Annotated in this window: 17 protein-coding genes; 14 read left to right on the top strand and 3 right to left on the bottom strand. The window is 69.7% G+C overall.

The genetic code is table 11. The features are described from left to right. Positions 1–8: 8 nt before the first annotated feature. From V1634_RS20190 to V1634_RS20175, 4 genes are all read left to right on the top strand, one after another. Positions 9–1,433, top strand: a complete 1,425-nt coding sequence (locus V1634_RS20190; protein WP_331209440.1) for an MFS transporter — start codon at positions 9–11, stop codon at positions 1,431–1,433. 304 nt (positions 1,434–1,737) lie between these two features. Continuing rightward, a complete protein-coding gene (gene abc-f, locus V1634_RS20185) occupies positions 1,738–3,375 on the top strand; it encodes a ribosomal protection-like ABC-F family protein (protein ID WP_331209439.1) in 1,638 nt (545 codons plus the stop codon). A 144-nt stretch (positions 3,376–3,519) separates the two neighbouring features. Further along, positions 3,520–4,212, top strand: a complete 693-nt coding sequence (locus V1634_RS20180; RefSeq protein WP_331209438.1) for an ATP-binding cassette domain-containing protein — start codon at positions 3,520–3,522, stop codon at positions 4,210–4,212. A gap of 149 nt (positions 4,213–4,361) precedes the next feature. Then, the gene (locus V1634_RS20175; RefSeq protein ID WP_331209437.1) at positions 4,362–5,141 is read left to right on the top strand and encodes an ATP-binding cassette domain-containing protein; all 780 of its coding nucleotides are present in this window, start codon (positions 4,362–4,364) and stop codon (positions 5,139–5,141) included. A gap of 126 nt (positions 5,142–5,267) precedes the next feature. Here V1634_RS20175 and V1634_RS20170 read toward each other — a convergent pair whose 3' ends face one another. The 3 genes from V1634_RS20170 to V1634_RS20160 are packed head-to-tail and all read right to left on the bottom strand — an operon-like array spanning position 5,268 to position 7,353. Further along, positions 5,268–6,500 (bottom strand): NAD(P)/FAD-dependent oxidoreductase, encoded by a 1,233-nt coding sequence (locus V1634_RS20170; protein WP_331209436.1) that lies wholly within the window; start codon positions 6,498–6,500, stop codon positions 5,268–5,270. Between the two features lie 35 nt (positions 6,501–6,535). Continuing rightward, on the bottom strand, positions 6,536–7,174 hold the full coding sequence (folE, locus tag V1634_RS20165) for a GTP cyclohydrolase I FolE (protein ID WP_331209435.1): 639 nt from the start codon (positions 7,172–7,174) through the stop codon (positions 6,536–6,538). 44 nt (positions 7,175–7,218) lie between these two features. Next, the gene (locus tag V1634_RS20160) at positions 7,219–7,353 is read right to left on the bottom strand and encodes a hypothetical protein (protein WP_331209434.1); all 135 of its coding nucleotides are present in this window, start codon (positions 7,351–7,353) and stop codon (positions 7,219–7,221) included. Between the two features lie 104 nt (positions 7,354–7,457). On the opposite strand from V1634_RS20160, the gene V1634_RS20155 reads away from it, so the two are divergent. The 10 genes from V1634_RS20155 to V1634_RS20110 all read left to right on the top strand — a co-directional run bounded on the left by V1634_RS20155 (position 7,458) and on the right by V1634_RS20110 (position 19,962). Further along, a complete protein-coding gene (locus V1634_RS20155) occupies positions 7,458–8,147 on the top strand; it encodes a helix-turn-helix transcriptional regulator (RefSeq protein WP_331209433.1) in 690 nt (229 codons plus the stop codon). Between the two features lie 34 nt (positions 8,148–8,181). After that, entirely contained in the window at positions 8,182–8,709 is a 528-nt protein-coding gene (locus V1634_RS20150; RefSeq protein WP_331209432.1) for a DUF488 domain-containing protein, read from the top strand. A gap of 351 nt (positions 8,710–9,060) precedes the next feature. Further along, entirely contained in the window at positions 9,061–11,637 is a 2,577-nt protein-coding gene (locus V1634_RS20145; protein ID WP_331209431.1) for an RICIN domain-containing protein, read from the top strand. 91 nt (positions 11,638–11,728) lie between these two features. Next, the gene (locus V1634_RS20140) at positions 11,729–12,751 is read left to right on the top strand and encodes a hypothetical protein (RefSeq protein ID WP_331209430.1); all 1,023 of its coding nucleotides are present in this window, start codon (positions 11,729–11,731) and stop codon (positions 12,749–12,751) included. Beyond that, positions 12,748–16,941 (top strand): coiled-coil domain-containing protein, encoded by a 4,194-nt coding sequence (locus V1634_RS20135; protein ID WP_331209464.1) that lies wholly within the window; start codon positions 12,748–12,750, stop codon positions 16,939–16,941. Before V1634_RS20140 ends, V1634_RS20135 begins: the two co-directional genes overlap by 4 nt. A gap of 25 nt (positions 16,942–16,966) precedes the next feature. Next, on the top strand, positions 16,967–17,425 hold the full coding sequence (locus V1634_RS20130; RefSeq protein WP_331209429.1) for a hypothetical protein: 459 nt from the start codon (positions 16,967–16,969) through the stop codon (positions 17,423–17,425). Between the two features lie 250 nt (positions 17,426–17,675). After that, positions 17,676–18,119 (top strand): YbaB/EbfC family nucleoid-associated protein, encoded by a 444-nt coding sequence (locus V1634_RS20125; protein WP_331209428.1) that lies wholly within the window; start codon positions 17,676–17,678, stop codon positions 18,117–18,119. 3 nt (positions 18,120–18,122) lie between these two features. Beyond that, complete coding sequence (locus tag V1634_RS20120) at positions 18,123–18,437, top strand: type VII secretion target (protein ID WP_331209427.1); 315 nt, start codon at positions 18,123–18,125, stop codon at positions 18,435–18,437. A 10-nt stretch (positions 18,438–18,447) separates the two neighbouring features. Further along, positions 18,448–19,152: a WXG100 family type VII secretion target gene (locus tag V1634_RS20115; protein WP_331209426.1), complete on the top strand. Its 705-nt coding sequence runs from the start codon at positions 18,448–18,450 to the stop codon at positions 19,150–19,152. A gap of 93 nt (positions 19,153–19,245) precedes the next feature. Continuing rightward, complete coding sequence (locus tag V1634_RS20110; RefSeq protein ID WP_331209425.1) at positions 19,246–19,962, top strand: hypothetical protein; 717 nt, start codon at positions 19,246–19,248, stop codon at positions 19,960–19,962. Positions 19,963–20,005: the final 43 nt, after the last annotated feature.

Here is a 20,005-nt window from a genome sequence, read left to right as displayed (position 1 = left end):
GAGACGTCATGACAAGCACCAGTACCGCAACTGAACGGGCCAGGTCGCGGACCAGATCCTCCCGGATGGTCCTGGCGCTGGCGTGTGCCTGCCAGTTCATGGTGATCCTGGACGTGTCCATCGTCAACGTCGCGCTGCCCTCGGTCCAGCGCAATCTCGGCTTCACCGCCACCGGCCTGGCCTGGGTGGTGAACGGTTACGTTCTTACCCTCGCCGGCTTCATGCTGCTGGGTGGCCGCGCCGTTGACCTGTTCGGCAACCGCCGGATGCTGGTCGCCGGGCTCTTCCTGTTCTCCGCCTCGAGTCTGGTCGGCGGCCTGGCAACCGCTCCGGAGATCCTGGTGGGGGCCCGCGTCGTGCAGGGCGTCGGCGCCGCCATGCTGGCCCCGGCCACGCTGGCCGTGATCAACACCTGTTTTGTCGAGCCGCAGGCCCGAGCCCGGGCGTTCGGCGCCTGGTCCGCCTCGGGCGGTGTGGGCGGGATGGCCGGCGCGCTCACCGGCGGCGCCATCACCACCGGCCTGTCGTGGCGGTGGATCTTCCTCGTCAACGTACCGATCGGCGCCGTGCTGATCGGGCTGGCCATGACGTCGCTGGTCGGCGCGCGGGCCGGCCGGCGGGAATCGCTCGACCTGATCGGCGCGGCCACGGGAACGGCTGGACTGGCCGCGCTGGTCTACGGGGTCATGCAGAGCGCCGACCACGGCTGGACGTCCTCCCGCGCCCTCGGCCCCGCCGTGGCGGGACTGCTCCTGCTCATCATCTTCACCGTGGTGGAGGCGCGGTTCGCCGCCCAGCCGATGCTGCCCCTGCGACTGTTCAAAATACGGACCGTTGCCGTCAGCAACGGCATGCTGCTGCTGTTCGGCGGCATCGCCATCGCGATGTGGTATTTCACCTCGCTGTTCATGCAGAACGCCCTCGGCTACAACGCACTCGAAGCCGGGCTCGGACAGACACCCGCCGCCGTGACGTTCGTGCTCATCGCACGATCCGCCGCCAACCTGCTGCCCCGAACCGGTGCACGTGCCCTGGTACTGGCCGGCAGTGCCTGCTTCCTGGCCGGCTTCGGCTGGCTCGCCCAGGCTCACACCGACGGCGACTACGTCACCAGCGTGCTCGGACCCTCGCTGGTCACCGCCGTCGGCATCGGCCTGACCTTCCCCACCCTGATGGCCGCGGCCACCGCCGACGTACCCGAAGGCGACGCGGGGATCATCGGCGGCCTGGCCAACACCGCCAGCCAGGTAGGCGGCTCGATAGCCTTGGCCATCCTCGCCACAGCCGCCAGCATCAAGGCCGGAACGGACGCCGGCTCCCCGGCCGCCCTCGCCGCCGGCTACCACCTGGTCTTCCTCATCGCAGCCGGAATCGGCCTGGCTATCGCGGCACTCAGCCTGCTACTACCGCAACATCGGTCGAGGCCGCGGTGACCGCCACCGACGACGAGTCGATGACCGCGGAACTGCGGCGCATGATGCCTGTGTACAGCAGCCGGCCGAGTTCCGTTCGGTGCTACGGTAGATCGCGAGTGATCTGAATCTGGGTGATCAGACAAACACGGGAGACCAGACATGGTGGTTGACGACGACATCTCCGGGTGAGACCGGACATGCGACCGGCCATCGGCCGCGCCTGTGAGCGCCGTTGCCGTGGCCCTGTCGTCGTTGCCTCGAAACCATGTCTCCTGTCGAGCGGCCGGGGTCCGCTCGCCCTCACCTCCGAGGTTGTTTCCCGATGTCCGATTCCTTCATCGTCTGCTCGAGCCTGACCTTCTCCTGGCCGGATGACACGCCGGTCTTCCAGAACCTCTCCTTCACGATCGGTGGGGGCCGTACCGGGCTGGTCGCGCCGAACGGTGCCGGTAAGAGCACGCTGCTCAAGCTGATCGCCGGCGAGTACCGGCCCACCGCCGGGTCCGTCTCGGTGCAGGGGGTGCTCGGTTACCTGCCGCAGAGCCTGCCGCTCGTCGGCAACGTGACCGTGGCCGAGGTTCTGGGGATAGCTCCGCTGCTCGGGGCACTACATGCCATCGAGTCCGGAGACGCCAGCGAGGAACACTTCACCACGATCGGCAACGACTGGGACATCGAGGAGCGGACCCGCGCCCAGTTGGACCGGCTCGGCCTCGGCGACCTTGCCTTCGACCGGCGCCTGGACACCCTCAGCGGCGGCCAGGTCGTCTCCCTCGGCCTGGCGGCACAGCTGTTGAAGCGGCCGGACGTGCTGCTGCTGGACGAGCCGACAAACAATCTCGACCTCGAGGCCCGGCACAGGCTCTACGACGTGCTGGAGCAGTGGAACGGCTGCCTGCTGCTGGTCAGCCACGACCGGGCACTGCTCGACCGGATGGATCGGATCGCCGAACTCGACCGCGGCGACCTGCGGCTCCACGGCGGGAACTTCACCGAGTACGAGGCGGCCGTGCGCGCCGCGCAGGAGGTGGCGGAGAAGAACGTCCGCAACGCCGAGCAGGAACTCAAGCGGGAGAAGCGGGAGTTGCAGGAGGCCCGCGAACGGGCGGCACGCCGGGCCAGCAACGCCTCCCGCAACCTCAAGAACGCCGGCCTGCCGAAAATCTTCGCCGGCACGATGAAGCGGGACGCCCAGGAGTCCGCGGGCAGGGCGAACGAGATGCACTCCTCGCGGGTCAACGACGCCAAGGCCCGGCTCGACGAGGCGGGGCGCGCGCTGCGCAACGAGCAGAAGCTCTCGCTGGTGCTGCCCGGCACCAACGTACCCGCCGGACGCACGCTCTTCAGCGGTGAACGGATGCAGGTCCGTTACGGCGACCGGTCCCTGTTCGCCGCCGACGGCGTCGACCTGACGATCCGGGGTCCGGAGCGGATCGCCCTGCTCGGCCCCAACGGAGCCGGCAAGTCCACCCTGCTGCGGCTGCTCAACGGCGACCTGGAGTCCGAGGGCGGCCAGATCAAGCGGGCGGATGGCCGCATCGCGTACCTGTCCCAGCGGCTGGACCTGTTGGACCTGGACCGTACGGTGGCGGAGAACCTGGCCGTGTTCGCGCCGCAGACCCCGGACGCGCAGCGGATGAACCTGCTCGCCCGGTTCCTGTTCCGCGGCGCCCGGGCCCACCTGCCGGTCGGAGTACTCTCCGGCGGCGAGCGGCTGCGCGCCACCCTGGCCTGCGTCCTGGGCGCCGAGCCGGCGCCGCAGCTTCTGCTGCTCGACGAGCCGACCAACAACCTCGACCTGGTCAGCGTCGGTCAGTTGGAGAGCGCGCTGGGCGCCTATGAGGGAGCGCTGCTGGTGGTCAGCCACGACGAGCGGTTCCTCGCGGAGATCAAGGCCAACCGTTGGCTGCGGCTCGCCGAGGGACGCCTGTCGGAGACCGGCCCTCCAGACGTCGACTGACCCGCCCCGGGCCGCCCCGGTTTGCCGGGCCGTCCGAGCTGTCCGACGTGGAGCCACACCGGTGCCGGTGAGGTCTGACCCTTCCCCACGTCCCGCAGGCGGCACTGGCCCGCGGGTCGAAGACGATTCCGATGATGGTGTCGCATGTCCAAGTTTGCCCTGGTCGCCCAGGATCTGGTCCGCACTCTCGGTACCTGCCGGGTGCTCGACGGCGTCTCCGTCACCGCCGCACCTGGCCAGCGGATCGGGCTGATCGGCGAGAACGGCACCGGCAAGTCCACCCTGCTGCGGCTGCTCGCCGGGGCGGACGAGCCCGACGCCGGTGCCGTCGTCCGCCCACCCGAGCTGGGTTTCCTGCACCAGGAGATGCCCTTCGACCCGGCCTCCACGATCGCCGCCGTGCTCGACGACGCGCTGCGCGAGGCCCGTGCGGACCTCGCCGAACTGGACCGGCTCAGCGGCGTGCTGGCCGACACTCCGGAGGACGCGCCGGAGTACGCCGACCTGCTCGCCGCGTACGGCGATCGACTCGACCGCGCGCAGGCCGGCGACGCCTGGGACGCCGACCGGCGCGCCGAGATCATGCTGGCCGGTCTCGGCCTCGGGGGGCTTCCACGCGAACGTACGCTCGCCGCCCTGTCCGGCGGGGAGCGCGGCCGGGTCGCGTTGGCCGCCCTTCTGGTACGGCGGCCCACGGCGCTGCTGCTCGACGAGCCCACCAACCACCTCGACGACGCCGCCGCAGCCTTCCTTGAGAAGCAACTTCGTGGCCTGCCCGGGGTCGTGGTGGTGGCGAGCCACGACCGGGCCTTCCTCGACGCGTCTGCACAGATCTGATCGACCTCGATCCGGCCCTGGAGGGCCCGACCCGGTACGGCGGCAACTACACCGACTACCAGGCCGCCAAGCGGGCGGAGCGGGAACGCTGGCAGCGCCGCTTTACCGAGGAGCAGGAGGAACTCGCCGAACTGCGCCGCCGGGTCGAGGTGACCGCGTACGAGGTCGCCCCGGGGCGCGCCCGGCGCGACAACGAGAAGATGGGCTACGGACACACCGCCGGGCGGGTGCAGAACCAGATCTCACGGCGGGTGCGCAACGCCGCCCGCCGCCTCGACGAACTGGAACGCGAGCAGGTCGACCGGCCGCCGGAACCGCTCCGGTTCCGGGTCACCACGCTGGCCAGCACCGCTGCGGACGCCATCCTGGTGTCGTTGCGGAACATCCGCGTACCCGGCCGGCTCGCGCTCGACCGGCTGGACGTCTCGGCCACCGACCGGTTACTGATCACCGGACCGAACGGGGCGGGAAAGTCGACACTGCTCGCGGTGCTGGCCGGCCGGCTGGAGGCCACCGGTGAGCTGCGCTGGCGGCGTAAGCCCCGGGTCGGGCTGCTCGCCCAGGACACCGTCTTCGACCGGCCGGGCCACACCGCGCGGGAGACCTACGAGCTGGCGCTCGGTGCGAAGCGCGCCGAGTCGGTACCGCTGCTCTCGCTCGGGCTGCTCGGCCATGCGGACCTGGACCGGCCGGTCGGCCGGCTCTCGGTCGGCCAGCGGCGCCGACTCGCCCTGGCGCTGCTGGTCGCCGACCCGCCCGAACTGCTGCTGCTCGACGAGCCGACCAACCACCTCTCGCCGCAGCTCTGCGACGAACTGGAGGAGGCTCTGGGCGCGGGGCCGGGCGCGATCGCGGTCGCCAGCCACGACCGGCGGCTGCGTTCCCGCTGGCCGGGGCGCGAGCTGCCGCTGCCGGCTCAGCGCGGCTGACCGGTGGGCGACAGGTGACCCCTGGGCTGTGCCGGTTCGAGAAGCCACACGATCCGGGCCGGAGTCCGGGTCCCACCGGGAGCCGGTCGCCCCGGTCCGGCACATCCCCGCTCATCGTCTCGCTTCTCAGTCGTTCGCGGCCGCATCGGCCAGCGCTTCGAGGGAGACACGCGGGTCGGCGAGCCGGGCGGGATCGACCCTGGCGTGTCGCCGGGCGAGCTGCTGGAGGTGCTCGTTGACGTCCCAGGTGTTGACGTTCATGCCGGCGGCTACCCCGCCGCCGGTGAGCCAGAAGGCGATGAACTCGCCGCTGCGCGGGTCGCCACGGAAGACGACCTGGTCGAAGTGCGGGCTGTAGCCGGCGTATTCCATGCCGAGGTCGTACTGGTCGGAGAAGAAGTAGGGGATGTCGGTGTAGGCAGCGGCTTCACCCAGCATGTTGGCGGCGGCGGCCGTACCCTGGTTGATGGCGTTCGACCAGTGCTCCACGCGGATGTGCTCGCGGTAGCGGGGGTGCCAGGCGCGAGCCACGTCACCGGCGGCGTAGATGTCCGGGTGGCTGCTGCGCAGGTGCTCGTCGACCACGATGCCGTTGTCGACGGCGATGCCTGCCCCGGTGGCGAGCTCCGTACGCGGTACCGCGCCGATCCCGACGACGACGAGGTCGGCCGGGATGGCGGTGCCGCCGGTGGTCCGAACCTCCGCCACCCGCCCGTCTCCGTGCAGCGACCGGACGCCTTCCCCGAGGTGCAGGGCGACTCCGTGGGCGGCGTGGAGGTCGCGGAAGACCGCACCGACGTCGCGGCCGAGGACCCGTTCCAGTGGGACGGTTGCAGGATCGATCAGCGCTACCGGCAGTCCCCGTTGCCTCAGCGACGCGGCGACCTCGGTGCCGATCCAGCCGGCACCGATGACGGCGACCGCGCTGGCGTGGGTCGCCGCGGCGAGAAGGCGGTCGGCGTCGGCCAGCGTCCGCAGGTAGTGGACGCCGTCCAGGCCCGCGCCGGGTGTCGTCATACCGCGCGGTGTGGCACCGGTCGTGAGGAGCGCCTTGTCGAAGCGGATCTTTTCGGTGTCGGCGAGCGTGACGGTGTGCTCGGCCGGGTCCAGCCCGGTGACGGTGGTGGACGTGCGCAGCTCGATCGAGTGTTCGGCGTAGAACGTCTCCTGGTGGACGTGCACGTCCTTCGCGGCGCCGCTCAGGTGAGCCTTGGACAACGGTGGACGCTCGTAGGGGCGCTCCGGTTCTTCGCCGATCAGGACGAGGCGTCCGTCGAAGCCCTGCGCGCGTAACGCTTCGGCGGCTTTGGCGCCGGCGAGGCTGGCGCCGACAATGACGAAGGTCTGCTCCGTGGACATGGGTCCTTCTCCGTTTCGGGGGTGGGCCGTCGGTGTCAGCGACGGATGCCGGTGAGGGCGAAAAACTCCTGGCGGGTGGCCGGGTCGTCACGGTGCAGGCCGAGGAGGGCGGAGGTGAGGGTACGGGCGCCGTGGGCGCGGACGCCGCGAAGTGACATGCACAGGTGTTCGGCTTCCAGGACCACGGCCACACCCTTCGGCCGGAGGTTGTGCTGCAGGTAGTCGGCGACCTGGCGGGTGAGCCGTTCCTGAACCTGCAGCCCCCGGGCGAAGTGCTCGACGACCCGGGCCAGCTTGGACAGCCCGACGATCCGGTCCTCAGGCAGGTAGGCCAGGTGTGCGACGCCGTGGAACGGCAGCAGGTGGTGCTCGCACAAGGATCGGAACGGCACGTCGCGCAGGAGAATCAGCTCGTCGTACCCGCCGTCGTTGGGGAACGTCGTCAGCGTGAACGCCTCGGGGGTGAGCAGTTCGGCGTAGGCCGAGGCCACCCGCCGGGGTGTGTCGCGGAGGTGTTCCGAATCGGCGTCCTGGCCGAGCGCCGTCAACAGCGCTCGAACGGCGTCCTCGGCGGCCGCCAGCTCCACCGGCGGCGCGGCCTTGGCCAGCCGCAGCTGGGGTGGTCGCGGTGCCGGGTCCACCGGTGGGTACTCGGTCCAGGCAGTGCTGGTCATGGTCGTCTCCGTTCCTGTCGCCTCATCGCGCTGTTCGGCTCGGTTCAGTGGGCCGACCGGTTCGGCGCGACGGTGAAGACGAGCCTCAGCAGCCAGAACGCCTGGTACGTCGGGTCGGCCTTGAGCCGCTCGGCGGACCTGCCGGTGCTGGTGGAGCGGCTGGCGACAGTGTTGGTCATGACGACTCCCTCTAACGGATATCGTCGTTGACGTTAGAGTGTGCGAGTCTGTTTCGTCAACGATCATGTCCGTTACACTCGAGCCGGAGGTAGGAGGACGCGGAATGTCCGAGGAGTTCGATACGCAGGTCGAGCGGATCGCCGCGCTTGGCGAACCGGTCCGGCGCGAGCTCTACCGGTACGTCGTCGCGCAAGACAGTCCGGTCGGGCGTGAGCAGGCGGCCGCCGGTGCCGGGGTGGCGCACCACACCGCCAAGTTCCACCTGGACAAGCTGGTGGCCGACGGTCTGCTCGACGCCGAATATGCCCGCCCACCCGGACGGGGCGGTCCCGGCGCGGGTCGCCCTGCCAAGCTCTACCGGCGGGCGGCGCGCGACATCTCGGTGAGCCTGCCCGACCGCCGCTACGACCTCGCCGGCCACGTCATGGCCGAGGCCATCACGACCGCCGCCCGAGACCAGATCCCGATCATGGAAGCGCTGCGCGCCGCCGCGGCAGCCACCGGCCGCAGTCTCGCCGGTGCCGCGGCCGACGAAGACCCAGGGGCGGGCGGCCCGATCGAGAGGGTCAGTGATCTGCTGTCGTCCAACGGCTACGAACCCAGGATCGCTGACGGCATCATCACCCTGGCGAACTGCCCCTTCCACAACCTCGCGCAGACCTACACCGAACTGGTGTGCGGCATGAACCTCGGCGTGATCGACGCGCTGCTCGACGGCCTCGGCGGGACAGAACTCCGCGCCCGTCTCGACCCCGGACCCGGCCGGTGCTGCGTCACCGTCACCAGCCGATGAGCGCGGCTCACCGCGAGCGCGGACGGCCGGTGCCGTGACCCACCCACTCGTCACCGTCGGGCACGGAACCCTCGGCCAACAGGAGTTCACCGCCCTCCTGAAGACCGCCGGCGTCGTAGCGCTGGTAGACGTCCGCCGGTTTCCGGGAAGTCGACGTCACCCGCACTTCAGCCGCGAAGCCCTCACCGACTGGCTGCCCGCAGCCGGCATCCGCTACCGGTGGGAAGAACGCCTCGGCGGACGGCGGCGGCTGCCGGCCGATTCACCGGACGTCTGGTGGCAGGTTGAGGCGTTCCGCGCCTACGCCGGCTACATGCGCACCCCGGAATTCCAGGACGCCATGACGACCCTCACCGCCCAGCTGGAGGTTTACAGGTTGGCGGTGATGTGCAGCGAGAGCGTGTGGTGGCGCTGCCATCGCCGCCTCATCGCCGACTTCGCCACCAAGGTCTGCGAGATCCCGGTGCGCCACCTCGCCCACAATGGCCGGTTCACCGAACACGCCCCTGCGGCAGGCGCGAGACTGGCAACCCCGGGAACGCTGGTCTACGACCTCGCCTGACCGGTCCGCGACGATTGGCGGCGGCAGCCGGCTCCGCTGGGCGGTGGCGCCGCACGACTGATCTCTCGTCTCCATGTCGGTGCCGGCTCTGAAACGCCGGAAAATTCCTCACGTCCTGTTCGGCGGGCCACACCAGATCAAACACGGGAATCTAGCGGTCCCGTCTGGGCCGGACGCGGAACGGGATCCCATCCATCGGCGTGAGCTGATATGGTGACGCTCGTTGTTCAATCGATCACAATGAGTGACTCGCCTACTGTCCGCGGGTCGCACCTACAACTACAAACTTGATCTTTTCGACTACGGGGGAGAGTTATGTCGAGAAGGAGACACGGACGCGCGCGTCTGAGGATGCTGATCGCCGCCGGTATGGCGTTGACGGTCATCGGCGGAGTCACTGCGCCGGCCGGTGCGATGGCGAGCCCACCGGTGCTCGCGCAGGCAACCGAGACCACGATCGACGAGAAGTACCAGGCGGCTGCCGTCCTGGCCTGGGTGCCACGTGAGGAAGTCACGCTCTCTGACCGCGACTTCGCCACTGTGCTCTGGGAGAAGGCCTCGGAGAAGCACAACCCTGAGGTGAAAGCCGCGGCGCTGGCCGCCTTCAACGACCCGACCGACGCCGCGGCCGCCTCCGCCGAGTTCATTCGAGTCGGCATCTTCGCCGCGAACGACCGGGACGCGGCCCTGAAGGCCCGCAAGGCCGAACTCGACACGGTCCGGCTACGCGCGGCGCAGGAAATCAACTGGGTGCCGGCGAACAACACGGAGCGGTCCACGATGCTGGACCAGACGCTGCAGAACTTCGTTCAGGCACTCTGGCGGCGTGCGACGACCTGGCCGGAGGTCAAGGCGGCCGTCGAGCCGCTCACCGCTGCCGACGCCACCGACGACCAGCGCCTCGACTTCCTTCAGCACGGCCTGTTCGAGAAGGCCGAAACCGACCGGCAGAACGAGATCGCCAACGGCAACGCCGAGGAGTTGGCTGCCCGGGAGGCCGCGGCGCTGCGCTCGGCGAAGGAGAAGGCGATCGCGACCGCGCTCAAGCGGTCGGCGACGCCGTACGAGCTTGACGACCTGGACGAGCGCGAGCTCATCTACCTGTTCGCGTCGGAGAGTACGGGCAGGCGGGTCAAGGCGGCTGCGACGGTTGCCTACGCCAGTTCGTCCCGCGACGTGTGGATCGCGTTCATCTTCACGGGCGTCCACCTCGCCAACAAGGTCGACCTCGACGAGCGTGACCTGGCCGAGGCGCGGGCGAACGAGGTCAGGGTGCGGGACATCATGTATGCCGCCGAGGCGGACGGCTTCCAACCCGAGACGGTGACGGCGGCCAAGAAGGCGCTCGAGGGTCCAGCCCTGGACCGCAGCCTGTTCCTGCTGGGTGGCTACGACACCGCCCGCCAGGCGGACTACGTCCGGCCGTCGGCCAACAAGACCGTGATGATCCAGGCGGTCGGCTACAACGGCTGCATCGCCGAACCGGTCGCGTGGGTGGCCAACTATTTCGTCGGCAACGTCGAGGTCAACGCTCGGGTGGAGCCGTGCAACGAGAGCAACGTGTCGCAGCGGTGGACCTTGAGGCCGGACACCACCACCGGGCGTTACAAGATCCTGAACGAGCACGAGCAGGCGTGCCTCTTCCCGCCACCCTCGAAGATTTCCCAGGACGGCGCTCCGATCACCGCCTTCCCGTGCGGCAACGCCCCCGCTACCACGGCTGCCACCGTCTGGGAGCTGCTTGACAGCGGACAGGGCAATGTGGAGATCCGCAACGTTACGAACAACAAGGTGATCACGGCGGTGGCAGGCAGTTCGGCTGGCTCGCTGAACATTGTGCAGAACCCCAACGGGCACCTCGCCGCACAGCAGTGGCGGCTGATCGACCCGGCGCACCAGGCGGCCGTCAGCAGGCCGCCGACCGGCTCCTTCCGCCTCAAGAACGTGCAGTCCGGTCGGTGCGTCCGGCCGGTCGGCGCGCTCGGCACGGCGGGTTCGGGCGCTCTCGCGGCCGGGGCCGACATGGAACTGCGCGACTGCGGGAGTGGCACCGAGCAGATCTGGGACGTGACCCGGCTGTCCGACACCCGGTTCGAGCTGCGCAACCGGGCCTCCGGGTACTGCATCGACGACAGCGCGGGCTGGGCCGCGGTGGTCAACGGGGGAGCCGTCGAGCAGGTGAGCTGTGGCTACCACTACACCTCGTGGTCGGTCATGTTCCAGAAGTCCACCGGGTCCTACCTGCGGCAAACCCTCAGCGGTGCATACCTGGGTGTGCAGAACAACGGCACGGCCAATGGCACCTTGGTGAAAGCCACGGACTACTCGGCCGCGACCGATCAGCAGTGGATCCTGGAGCCGGTGTCCGAGGGAGCGACCGCACCGACGCCGATCTGGACGTCGTCCGGCAAACCCCTGACCAGCTTCTCCGGCACCGCGGTCACCTTCCAGCCGGCGTGCACGAACACCGAGTGGACCATTCACTTCTGGGTTCGGGACGTGGTCACCCCCTACTGGCGGGCCGACGCGGCGAATGCCAAGAAGGGTCTGGTCCGGGCGGATGCGGCGTTACCACCGGGAACCGAGTCCAACTTCCAGTACTGCGTCGTCGGGATGCCGACCAGCACCCAGATGGAAGTGACGCTGCGAAACGTCGCGAAGAACGCCTACGTGCGGGAGGCGACGGACGTCACTCCCAGCGGGATGCTGATCGCCGACCAGACGTCGGCGGCGAACGCGCAACGGTTCATTTTGCAGCAGCGCCGGTCCGTCCAGCTCACCAGCATGACGATCGAGGTGTTGCAGTCCAAGGCGACGAAGAAGTACGCGCAGGTCGACACGACCGCGACGGGCACCAATGGCAAGGTCGTCCGGTTCATGAGTACGACACCGGGGCCGGTTACCGAGCTGCAGAGCTACGACTGGTGACCGCACCGGGGCGGGCGGTGCCATCGCGGCCGCCCGCCCCGGGCACCTCTTCCACTCTCTCGAACTCACCGACGCCGTCGGGAGGCGCTTCATGCTGAGAATCAATCGCCAGGGCCCGGTGCCGGCAGCACTGCTGGCCTTCGTACTCGCCTTAGGAATCATGCAGTTCGCGGTGGCCGCCCCGGCAGCCGCAGCGGCCAGCCAGGCCGACCGGGAACGGGTCCAGTGGCGGGCCATGTCCGACGGTCGCTGGGAAGTCCGTACGGCCGCGGTCGTGGCCCTGAACAGCTCCGACCCCAATGCCGTCACCAGGTTCCTGCAGACCGGCCTGACAGCGGCCATCAACCGGGCCGTCATCTTCGAACGCGCCAACGTCACAGAGATCAACTACTGGTTGCGGATATCGCCGGCCGACTCGGCCGTGCACCTCGGCTGCGAACGGGCGCTGATGGCGACGCACGACGAGAAGCACGACTTCGTCGAGACCGGACTGGCCATCGCCCAGGAACTGGACGCATCCGGTCAGCACCAACACGAGGAGGAAGTCGCGGAGCAGGCCCAGGCCGATCGCGACTTCGTGGCATCGCTCGCGCAGTCCGACCCGGGACCGCAGGTCCGGGCGGCCGCGGTGGCGGCGATCGCCGGTGGAGAGGACCGGGACATCGCCGACTTCTTCACCTACTACTGGGCTGCCGGGGCCCGACTCGACGACGAGGCGTACCGGCTCGCGATCAGTGACCTGGACCTCAGGGGCAACGCGGCGATGGCGCGGCTGCGACAGGCGGCCCTCGCCGCCGAGGCTGCCGAGGCGGCGGCCAGCGGTGAGGCTGCCGAGAAGTTGCACGCGGAGACCGTCGCCGCCTGGCGCGCCGTGGCCACCGCGGCCACCGGCACCAGCGTCAACTGGGCCGCCGAACGAGACCGGGCCGCCGAGCAGGCTGCGAAGTGGGCCAGCGTGGCCGAGTACGCCAGGGGCGCCACCACCGAGCAGGACTGGGCCGCCGTGGTGGCCCGCGCCGGCACCAACGCCGCTGCCTGGCAGGACGCGGTCCGGTGGGCCGAGGAACAGGCCGCGATGTGGGCAGAGATAGCCGAAGAGGCGGGCGACCGATGAACCGGCGACTCCCCGGCATGACACTGCGCGTTGTCCTGACGGCCGTCCTCGGCGTCTCGCTCGCCGGGGCCGGCGTGACTGGGCCGGCCCACGCCGAGCCGAAGCCCGCCGCCGTTGCCGCGAGCGCCGCCGACTGGACCGACGACGAGGCGGACTGGTATCGGGACAGCGTCGTCGACATCGCCGTCTACGCGGCCGAGCCCGAGGTCCGGGAGGCGGCCAGCGCGGCGCTGGCGGTCGGCACCACCCAGGCGGTCGCGGACTTCGTGGAGATCGGCTGGGCAAGCGCCCGGCTCGCGGCCACCCAGCGTAAGACCCGGGAAAAAAACCAGGTCAGGGCGTGGGCCACCAGCGGCGGAACCAACGTGAAGAAGGCCGCCAACCTGGCGCTGCTGGGCGGCGACTACGCCATCAGCGAGTTCGTGGCGTGGGGCTACGAGATCGCCGATCGGCTGGACCACCCGGTTGCCGACACCGACGCCGAGCGCGAGCGGATCTACGCCCGCGTCGAGCAGATGATCGCGATCGGCGGGCCGACCGTCGTGGCCGAGGGCGGCCAGGCGCTGGCGTCCGCGGACCCGGCGGCGATCGCCGACTTCTACACCACCGGCTACGCCGCGGCCAACCGGATCGACTGGGACAACCGTGAACGCGTCCGGCAGGCCATCGAAGAGCGCAACCAGAACCTGGACGCGCTCACCGCCGGCGCCACCGCTGCGGAAACCGGTGCCCGGGCGCGGGCGGAGATCATCGCCGCCAACATCGAGGGTCTGAGGTACCTCGAGGATGCGCTGCTCGCCATGCGGCAGGCGGCCGCTGCGGCCAACGCCGCGGAGCAGGTCTTCGAGCAGGACCGGGTGAACCGTCCACGCCAGCCGGGCCGGACCGCCCTGCTGGAGGCGCACAAGGCCGAAGCGATCGCGCAGGCGAGCCGGGCCAGTCAGACGGCGCTGCAGATGAACGCCGTCATCGCCCGGGTGCAGGTGGCAGCGAGGGACCTGAGCGAGTCGGGTCAGGCGCACGGTCAGGACTGGGCGCAGGTCACCATCTCAGTCGGCCTGTCCGCGCAGGCGGCCGCGCACGCCGCCGGGACGGCCGGCGAGGCCGCGACGGCGACGCTCGCCGACAGCCTGGCGCTGGACGCCGACCAGAACGCCACCCTGCACGCCAACAACGCGGCCCGGTGGCTGGCCGAGACCAGATACCAGGAGAAGGTGGCTGCGGACCAGGCGGTCGTGGCCAAGGCGCAGCAAAAGATCGCCGAGGACGCGGCCAAGCGGGCCAAGGACCAGCGCGGGATAGCCGAGAGGGCGGCCACTGACGCCCGCCAGCACGCGGAGAGAGCGAAGTCGCTGCGGGCCGACGCCCAGCGAGCGTCCGACAACGCAATCGCCCAGGCTCAGGTCGCCGCGTCGGCTCAGCTGGAGGCGAACGGCGCCATCCGGCGGGAATCCGCAGCCATCGACCGGGTCAACCGGTCTGCCGAGGAGCTCCAGGCCGCCACCTCCCGCTGCTTCGCCGCGGAGGAGGAGTACAACGCGATCACCGCGGCCCTGCAGAAGGCCCGGGACGAGGCCATCGCAGCCGGGCAGGACGCCGACGAGGCAACTCGTGACCTGCAGATCCAGGCCAACCGCGCACGCGATGCCTACCACTCCGCGCTGGCCTGGGCGGATCGGGCGAGGGCGGCCGCCGATGCGGCCCGTGGCGAGGCCGAGAGGGCCAGTGCCGCCGCCAAACAGGCCCGGGATGCGGCGAAGGCGGCGCAGCAGAACGCGCTGACTGCCCGGCGGGCTTCCGACCGGGCCGGGCAGGCGGCCGTGGACAGCGTGCACGCCGCTGAGAACGCGCGGGTGAACGCGGAGCGCACCCAGGCCGAGGCCGAGGCTGCGGTCCGGGAGGCGGGGCATGCCGTCGTCCAGGCGGACATTGCCGGCAACGCGGCCGGCAGCGCTGCCGCGCTGGCTCAGCTGACCGTCGACCGCGCCGGCACCGCGAGCTACATCGCGTCGCGTTTCGCCGCAATCAACGCCGACGCCCGGGCCGCGCTGTTGGTGGCGAGCGAAGCGATCCTGGTCGCCCAGGAGCAGTCCGAGGCGGCCCAGCGGCGGGCCGACGAGGCCGACGCGGCTGCGCGGCACGCCTCCCAGGAGGCCACCGACGCGGTCGGCGCCATCAAGCCGGCGTACGAGGCGGCGGCCCGCGCGGTCGGCTCGGCGAATACGGCGATCGGTGCGGCCAACAAGGCGTACCAGGCCGCGGTGGCGGCCACCGTCGACGCGAACGGGGCCACCACGGCCGCCAACCTGGCGACCCAGTGGGAGTCGGCGGCGTGGCGGGAAGCGAGCATCGCGGATTACGCGGCGCAGAACGCCAGCCTGGCGGCGGCCAGCGCGGGCCGGGCCTCGGCCAGCATCGACAAGGCGTACGCGTGGGCCAGAACGGCTACCGCGAACATCCACGGTCAGGCCAAGAAGCTCGCAGACACCCTCAAGGGACTGCAGGACGAGCAGGCGAAGCAGGAGGCGATCGCCCGGGAGCAGCAGGCGTTCGAGGACAAGGTCGAGGACGGCATCCTCTCCTACCTGAAGTGCCAGGCCCGGATGGTGGACGCCTGTAAGCACCTCTGGGACCTGGTGCAACCCAGCCTGCAGACGGCTCTGGGCGCGAGCAAGAATCACATCGCCCTGCTGGCCCAGTGCTACACCGGCAACGATGCCGCCTGCGACGAGGCTCAGGTCAACGGCGACAGGGTGATCGACTTCTTCGTCCAGGTCGGTGCCGGTCTGGTCGAGGGTGCCAAGGGTTTCATCCAGGGCCTCAAGGCGCTCGCCGACTGCGGCAGCTGGGTCGTGGTCGGCCTGGACGGCGACTACTTCCGGAACAACTGCGGCAAGACCGTCGAGGGTTTCCGGCAGATGCCGGAGATGCTCCGAGACCACCCGCTCGAGCTGATCCACATCACCGAGTGGCGGGAGAACCCGGGCAAGGCGTTCGGGCTGACCCTGTTCGACGTCGCCTCTTTCGCCATTCCCGGTGTCGGCGAGGTCGGCGGGGCGCTCAACAAGGCGCTTGGTGAGATCAGCAACCTGCTGCGCCTCGGCCTCACCAAGATCTCCGGCGGCATCGGGCGGATCGAGCGCTTCGCAATCCGGGTCGCCGAGGCGCCGGGCAAGATCGCCCGGATCACCGGCATCGGGTTGCGGCTGGAGAACGGCGTCGCCCGGTTCGACGAGGCGTTCGCCCTCCTCGACAACAAGCTGTACAAGGTGGACAGCACCACGGCCCGGCTCGACGGGACGGTCGCCGATTTCGAGGACGCTGTCGTGCACCTCGACGGCGGGCTCGTCAGCCTCGAGAACGGGATCGTCAGGATCAGGGATCTCGTGCTCAAGGTCGGGCACGACGTCGACTTCCCGGACACGCCGCCCGGCTGCAGGATCCCGGCAGCGGCGAAGACGGCAGCGGCGGCAGCGGCGGCAGCGGCGGCGGCCGCGGCCTGCAACGGCACCCAGCCCGACGGCAGCTGGCAGTACGAAGAGAACGGCGTCACGCTCAACCTCACCAAGAGGGACAACGAGCTGGCGGACGCGGCGATCGACGCTGCCAAGATCGCCGAAACCGAGCTGTCGCCGCGGATGGTGGAGCTGATCAACTCGATCCCGGGCGCGTCCCGGGAGGGCTGGGCCGATCGGAAGAAGACCCCGAACTCGCTGAAGCGCAAGCTCGCCACCGACCTCAAGGGGAACCCCCGGACGGCGGAGCAGCTGCTCGAGGGCATCGGTGACAACCTCCGCTACACTGCGGTGTTCGAGGCGGATCGGTATGTCGGCGGTGTGCAGGAGATGGTCCACGCCCTGAAGCTGAAGCGGTACGAGCTGATCAAGGCGAAGAACGCGTGGGTTCCCGGGGCGATGGGCAACTACAAGGGCATCAATACGACGTGGCGGGACCCGTGGACTGGTCACCTGTTCGAGTTGCAGTTCCACACACCGGACAGCTTCTGGGTCAACAAGGCCGAGCACCCGTTTTACGAGATCGGCCGGCTCGAGCTGTCGGAACCGGGTGCACCGTCACCGTCCGCTTGGGGTCTGACGAAGGAGCAGGCGCAGGCGATCTCGGAGGAGCTGTGGGCGACCGTCCGGGTGCCGGCCGGTGCCGGGGAACTCGACTTCCCGCCCGGGTGGTGATCGGATGAACCACTACTTCGCCGTCGTGGACGACGAGCACGACGTCAAGGACCCGGTCACCGTTGTCCGGGTGTCCGAGCGCACCGGCGTCACCATGCTGCACGACGACGCCGCCTGGGTGCGGACGACGCTGCTCGATCGGATCGAGGCGGGCGAGGTCGCGTACCAGGTCCGGCCGATCAGCGAGAAGGCCGCCGCCCGCATTCAGCAACGACGGGAGAAGAAGGTCGCCTATCGATACTCGATCGTCGTGACCGACGACGACCCGACCGACGAGCCGGTAGGCGTCCTGCGCGAGTGGGATGCCTCGGACGGCAGCGGGGTGTACGGCCAGATGTACACCCGCTACGGCGAATGGGAGCACAGCAACATACGGCAGGACATCGAGCGGGCTAGCAACATCCGCGACCGCCTCGTCCCCTCCGATGCGGCGACCGTGCAGCAGTTCATCGACTCGGTGCGGCGGCGGTTCGGGTGGCGTTGAGGCACTGGCGATAGGAGCCGGAGTACGTCCCTCGGCCTCAGCGGGCGCGGTCGAGGGGCGTACTCCGGCCACCACTGGGTGCCGCAACGGGCGCAAGCTGACTGGTTTGCCGAGGCTCGGACCGCAACCGGACGGCGTCACCGACCTGCCACTTCGGACGGCCTCGGCGGTGCCGCAGGCCGAGTGATCAACTGTGCGTGTCGTTGTTAGACTTCGGCAGGTCGTCTAGCGGCGAGCGGGGGTGGCGGCCATGGCAGGGATCCCGGACGGCGAGGCGTTTCTGGATCCGGACAGCGCGCGTGACTACTTGCGGTCGTGGAAGCAGCGCGTCGAGGCGATGGCGGCGAAGACGCAGGCCATGAGCGACCAGATCGGACAGCTGCGGGCCAGTGCGAGGGACGGTAACGGGCTGGCCGAGGTGACGGTCGACTCGACGGGTGTGTTGGTCGACCTGAAGCTCACTGAGCGGATCCACCGGTTCGATCCGGACGTGGTCGCGCGGGCGGTGATGTCCGCACTGCGTCAGGCACGGGTGACGGCGGCCGACCGGTCGCGGGAGATCGCGATCGAGACGTTGGGACCCGACTCGGTGGCGGCCCGCACGATCGGTGACCGGATGCAGCAGCTGCTTGAGCGGCCCGACTCCACCGACGGCGTGTCCGGGCCTCCTGCCCCGGGTCCGGGCAGGGGGTAGGCGATGGCTGATGCGTTCAATGTCGATCCCGCGCAGTTGCACCGGCATGCGGCCAGAGTGCTCGCGGTGCGGGATCAGTTGGAGGCGATCAAGGGCGCCAGCCGCGCGATCTCCCAGAACGACGCGGCCTACGGGCTGTTGTGCGGGTGGATCTCCGGAATTCTCGAGGCCCGGCACCAACGGCAGGACGCGCTCTACGCGTACGTGGAGGAGAATCTGTCGCTGACGTCGGAGGCGTTGACCACCGCTGCACGGGCGTACGAATCCGCTGACCGTTCCTCCTCGGACCGAGTCCTCCGGTCCGGCGGGGTGGGGTGAGGTCACCGTTATGGTCGCCGACAATGCGCTGGTCGCCACGCCGACGTCGTCGCGTACGGCGTGGACCGGGTCGTCCCTGGCAGAGGGGTTCCAGGGCCTCCACCAGTCGGTGAACAGCGGCTCCTGGGTGGACGGGCTGCTGGCCGGCGGGGCGTTCGCGATGGAGGCCGCGGCGACGGTACTCGATCCGTTCAGTGCGCTGCTGGCCAACGGGCTCGGCTGGGCGATGGAGCATTTCGAGCCGTTGCGTGAGGTGCTGGACAAGCTGGCCGGTATTCCGGACATGGTCGTCGCGCACGCCGAGACGTGGAAGAACATGGCCGGTGCGCTGCAGACCATGGCCGAGGACCTGTATTCCAGCCTCGCGTCGGACCTGCCTGACTGGGGTGGCAGCGCGGCCGAGGCGTACCGGAACAAGATGGCCAACAACGTCGACGGGCTCGGCGGTCTCTCCGTGCTGGCGGCGACCATGGCCTCGGCGACCCAGGCGGCGGGCAACCTGGTGCAGTTCACCCGGGACATCGTCCGGGATCTGATCTGCGATCTGGTCGCCCGGGTGATCGTCTGGGCGGCGGAGGCGTTGCTGGTCGTCACGATTCCGGTGGTCGCGGCGCAGATCGTCTCTGCGGTGTTGAAGTGGGCCGGCCGGATCGCCAGCTACACCAGCGCGCTGATCACCAGCCTCACCAACCTGAAGACGCTGATGGGTAGCTGATCGTGCGCCTGACCGGACTTTCCGTACGACTGGTGGGGGTGGCCATGACCGAGCCGGCCATTCGCCTCGCCGCGCAGGGGTGGTAGCGCGCCGATGGCCAGGGGCAGCGGGGGATCCCATACCGGCACCGACATTCCGTCGACCACCCGCACCGGAGGCGACGGTGACGGCGCGCCGCGGCCGAGGAGAACCCCCGGCGCGAACGCCAGCAGTGTCGACGGGGGGCACACCGCCGTGCAGGCGGCGTTCGAGGCCGGCCGGGTAGGTAACGCGAGCGCGGCCAGTTCGACCACCGGGTCGCCGGTGAACAGCACCATCACCGGCAAGCCGCTACCGGAGGGCTACAAGTACGACGACAACGGGCGGCTGCACGGTCCGGACGGCGGGTACGCCAAGGATCCGACGGCCCCACCCGGTGCGCACAACCGCGACAGCGAGTACCCCGGCGGCTACCGGGAGTCCACGCACGACGAAATGGCTCGCAGATACACGGTGGAGGGTGGCCTCGCCGGAGAGTGGCCACGCCTGCCCAACGGTCAGCGAGTGCCCAAGGAAGACCTCACCTGGCTCGACGACAACGGTGAGGTTATCGACGTCCCAGATGGTGACGCGATCACCTACGAACACAACAAACCAGTGGTGCAGGACTGGAACGAAAATGGCCGGTTCAATACCAGGCAGTACCGAAATGACTGGTACAATAACGTCGATAATCTCCAGCCCATGCTGCGGTCGGAGAATTCCAGAGGCGGCGCGACACTGGGGTTGAGATACGAGCAGGAAACGGGTGACGGATATACTGCCTCCTGATGTCCGCCCCCGAGGACGCGTAGCTGCCGGTAACCGAACTGGA

This window comes from Plantactinospora veratri (assembly GCF_036421995.1).
Classification (GTDB): Bacteria; Actinomycetota; Actinomycetes; order Mycobacteriales; family Micromonosporaceae; genus Plantactinospora; species Plantactinospora veratri.
This window is presented reverse-complemented; position numbering and strand designations above follow the sequence as displayed.

Coding starts and splice junctions, on each gene's coding strand:
- V1634_RS20170 (WP_331209436.1), bottom strand. CDS start 6,500: ATGTCCACGGAGCAGACCTTCGTCATTGTCGGCGCCAGCCTCGCCGGC.
- V1634_RS20115 (WP_331209426.1), top strand. CDS start 18,448: ATGGTCGCCGACAATGCGCTGGTCGCCACGCCGACGTCGTCGCGTACG.
- V1634_RS20125 (WP_331209428.1), top strand. CDS start 17,676: ATGGCAGGGATCCCGGACGGCGAGGCGTTTCTGGATCCGGACAGCGCG.
- abc-f (WP_331209439.1), top strand. CDS start 1,738: ATGTCCGATTCCTTCATCGTCTGCTCGAGCCTGACCTTCTCCTGGCCG.
- V1634_RS20145 (WP_331209431.1), top strand. CDS start 9,061: ATGCTGATCGCCGCCGGTATGGCGTTGACGGTCATCGGCGGAGTCACT.
- V1634_RS20180 (WP_331209438.1), top strand. CDS start 3,520: ATGTCCAAGTTTGCCCTGGTCGCCCAGGATCTGGTCCGCACTCTCGGT.
- V1634_RS20160 (WP_331209434.1), bottom strand. CDS start 7,353: ATGACCAACACTGTCGCCAGCCGCTCCACCAGCACCGGCAGGTCCGCC.
- V1634_RS20135 (WP_331209464.1), top strand. CDS start 12,748: ATGAACCGGCGACTCCCCGGCATGACACTGCGCGTTGTCCTGACGGCC.
- V1634_RS20190 (WP_331209440.1), top strand. CDS start 9: ATGACAAGCACCAGTACCGCAACTGAACGGGCCAGGTCGCGGACCAGA.
- V1634_RS20140 (WP_331209430.1), top strand. CDS start 11,729: ATGCTGAGAATCAATCGCCAGGGCCCGGTGCCGGCAGCACTGCTGGCC.
- V1634_RS20155 (WP_331209433.1), top strand. CDS start 7,458: ATGTCCGAGGAGTTCGATACGCAGGTCGAGCGGATCGCCGCGCTTGGC.
- folE (WP_331209435.1), bottom strand. CDS start 7,174: ATGACCAGCACTGCCTGGACCGAGTACCCACCGGTGGACCCGGCACCG.
- V1634_RS20110 (WP_331209425.1), top strand. CDS start 19,246: ATGGCCAGGGGCAGCGGGGGATCCCATACCGGCACCGACATTCCGTCG.
- V1634_RS20120 (WP_331209427.1), top strand. CDS start 18,123: ATGGCTGATGCGTTCAATGTCGATCCCGCGCAGTTGCACCGGCATGCG.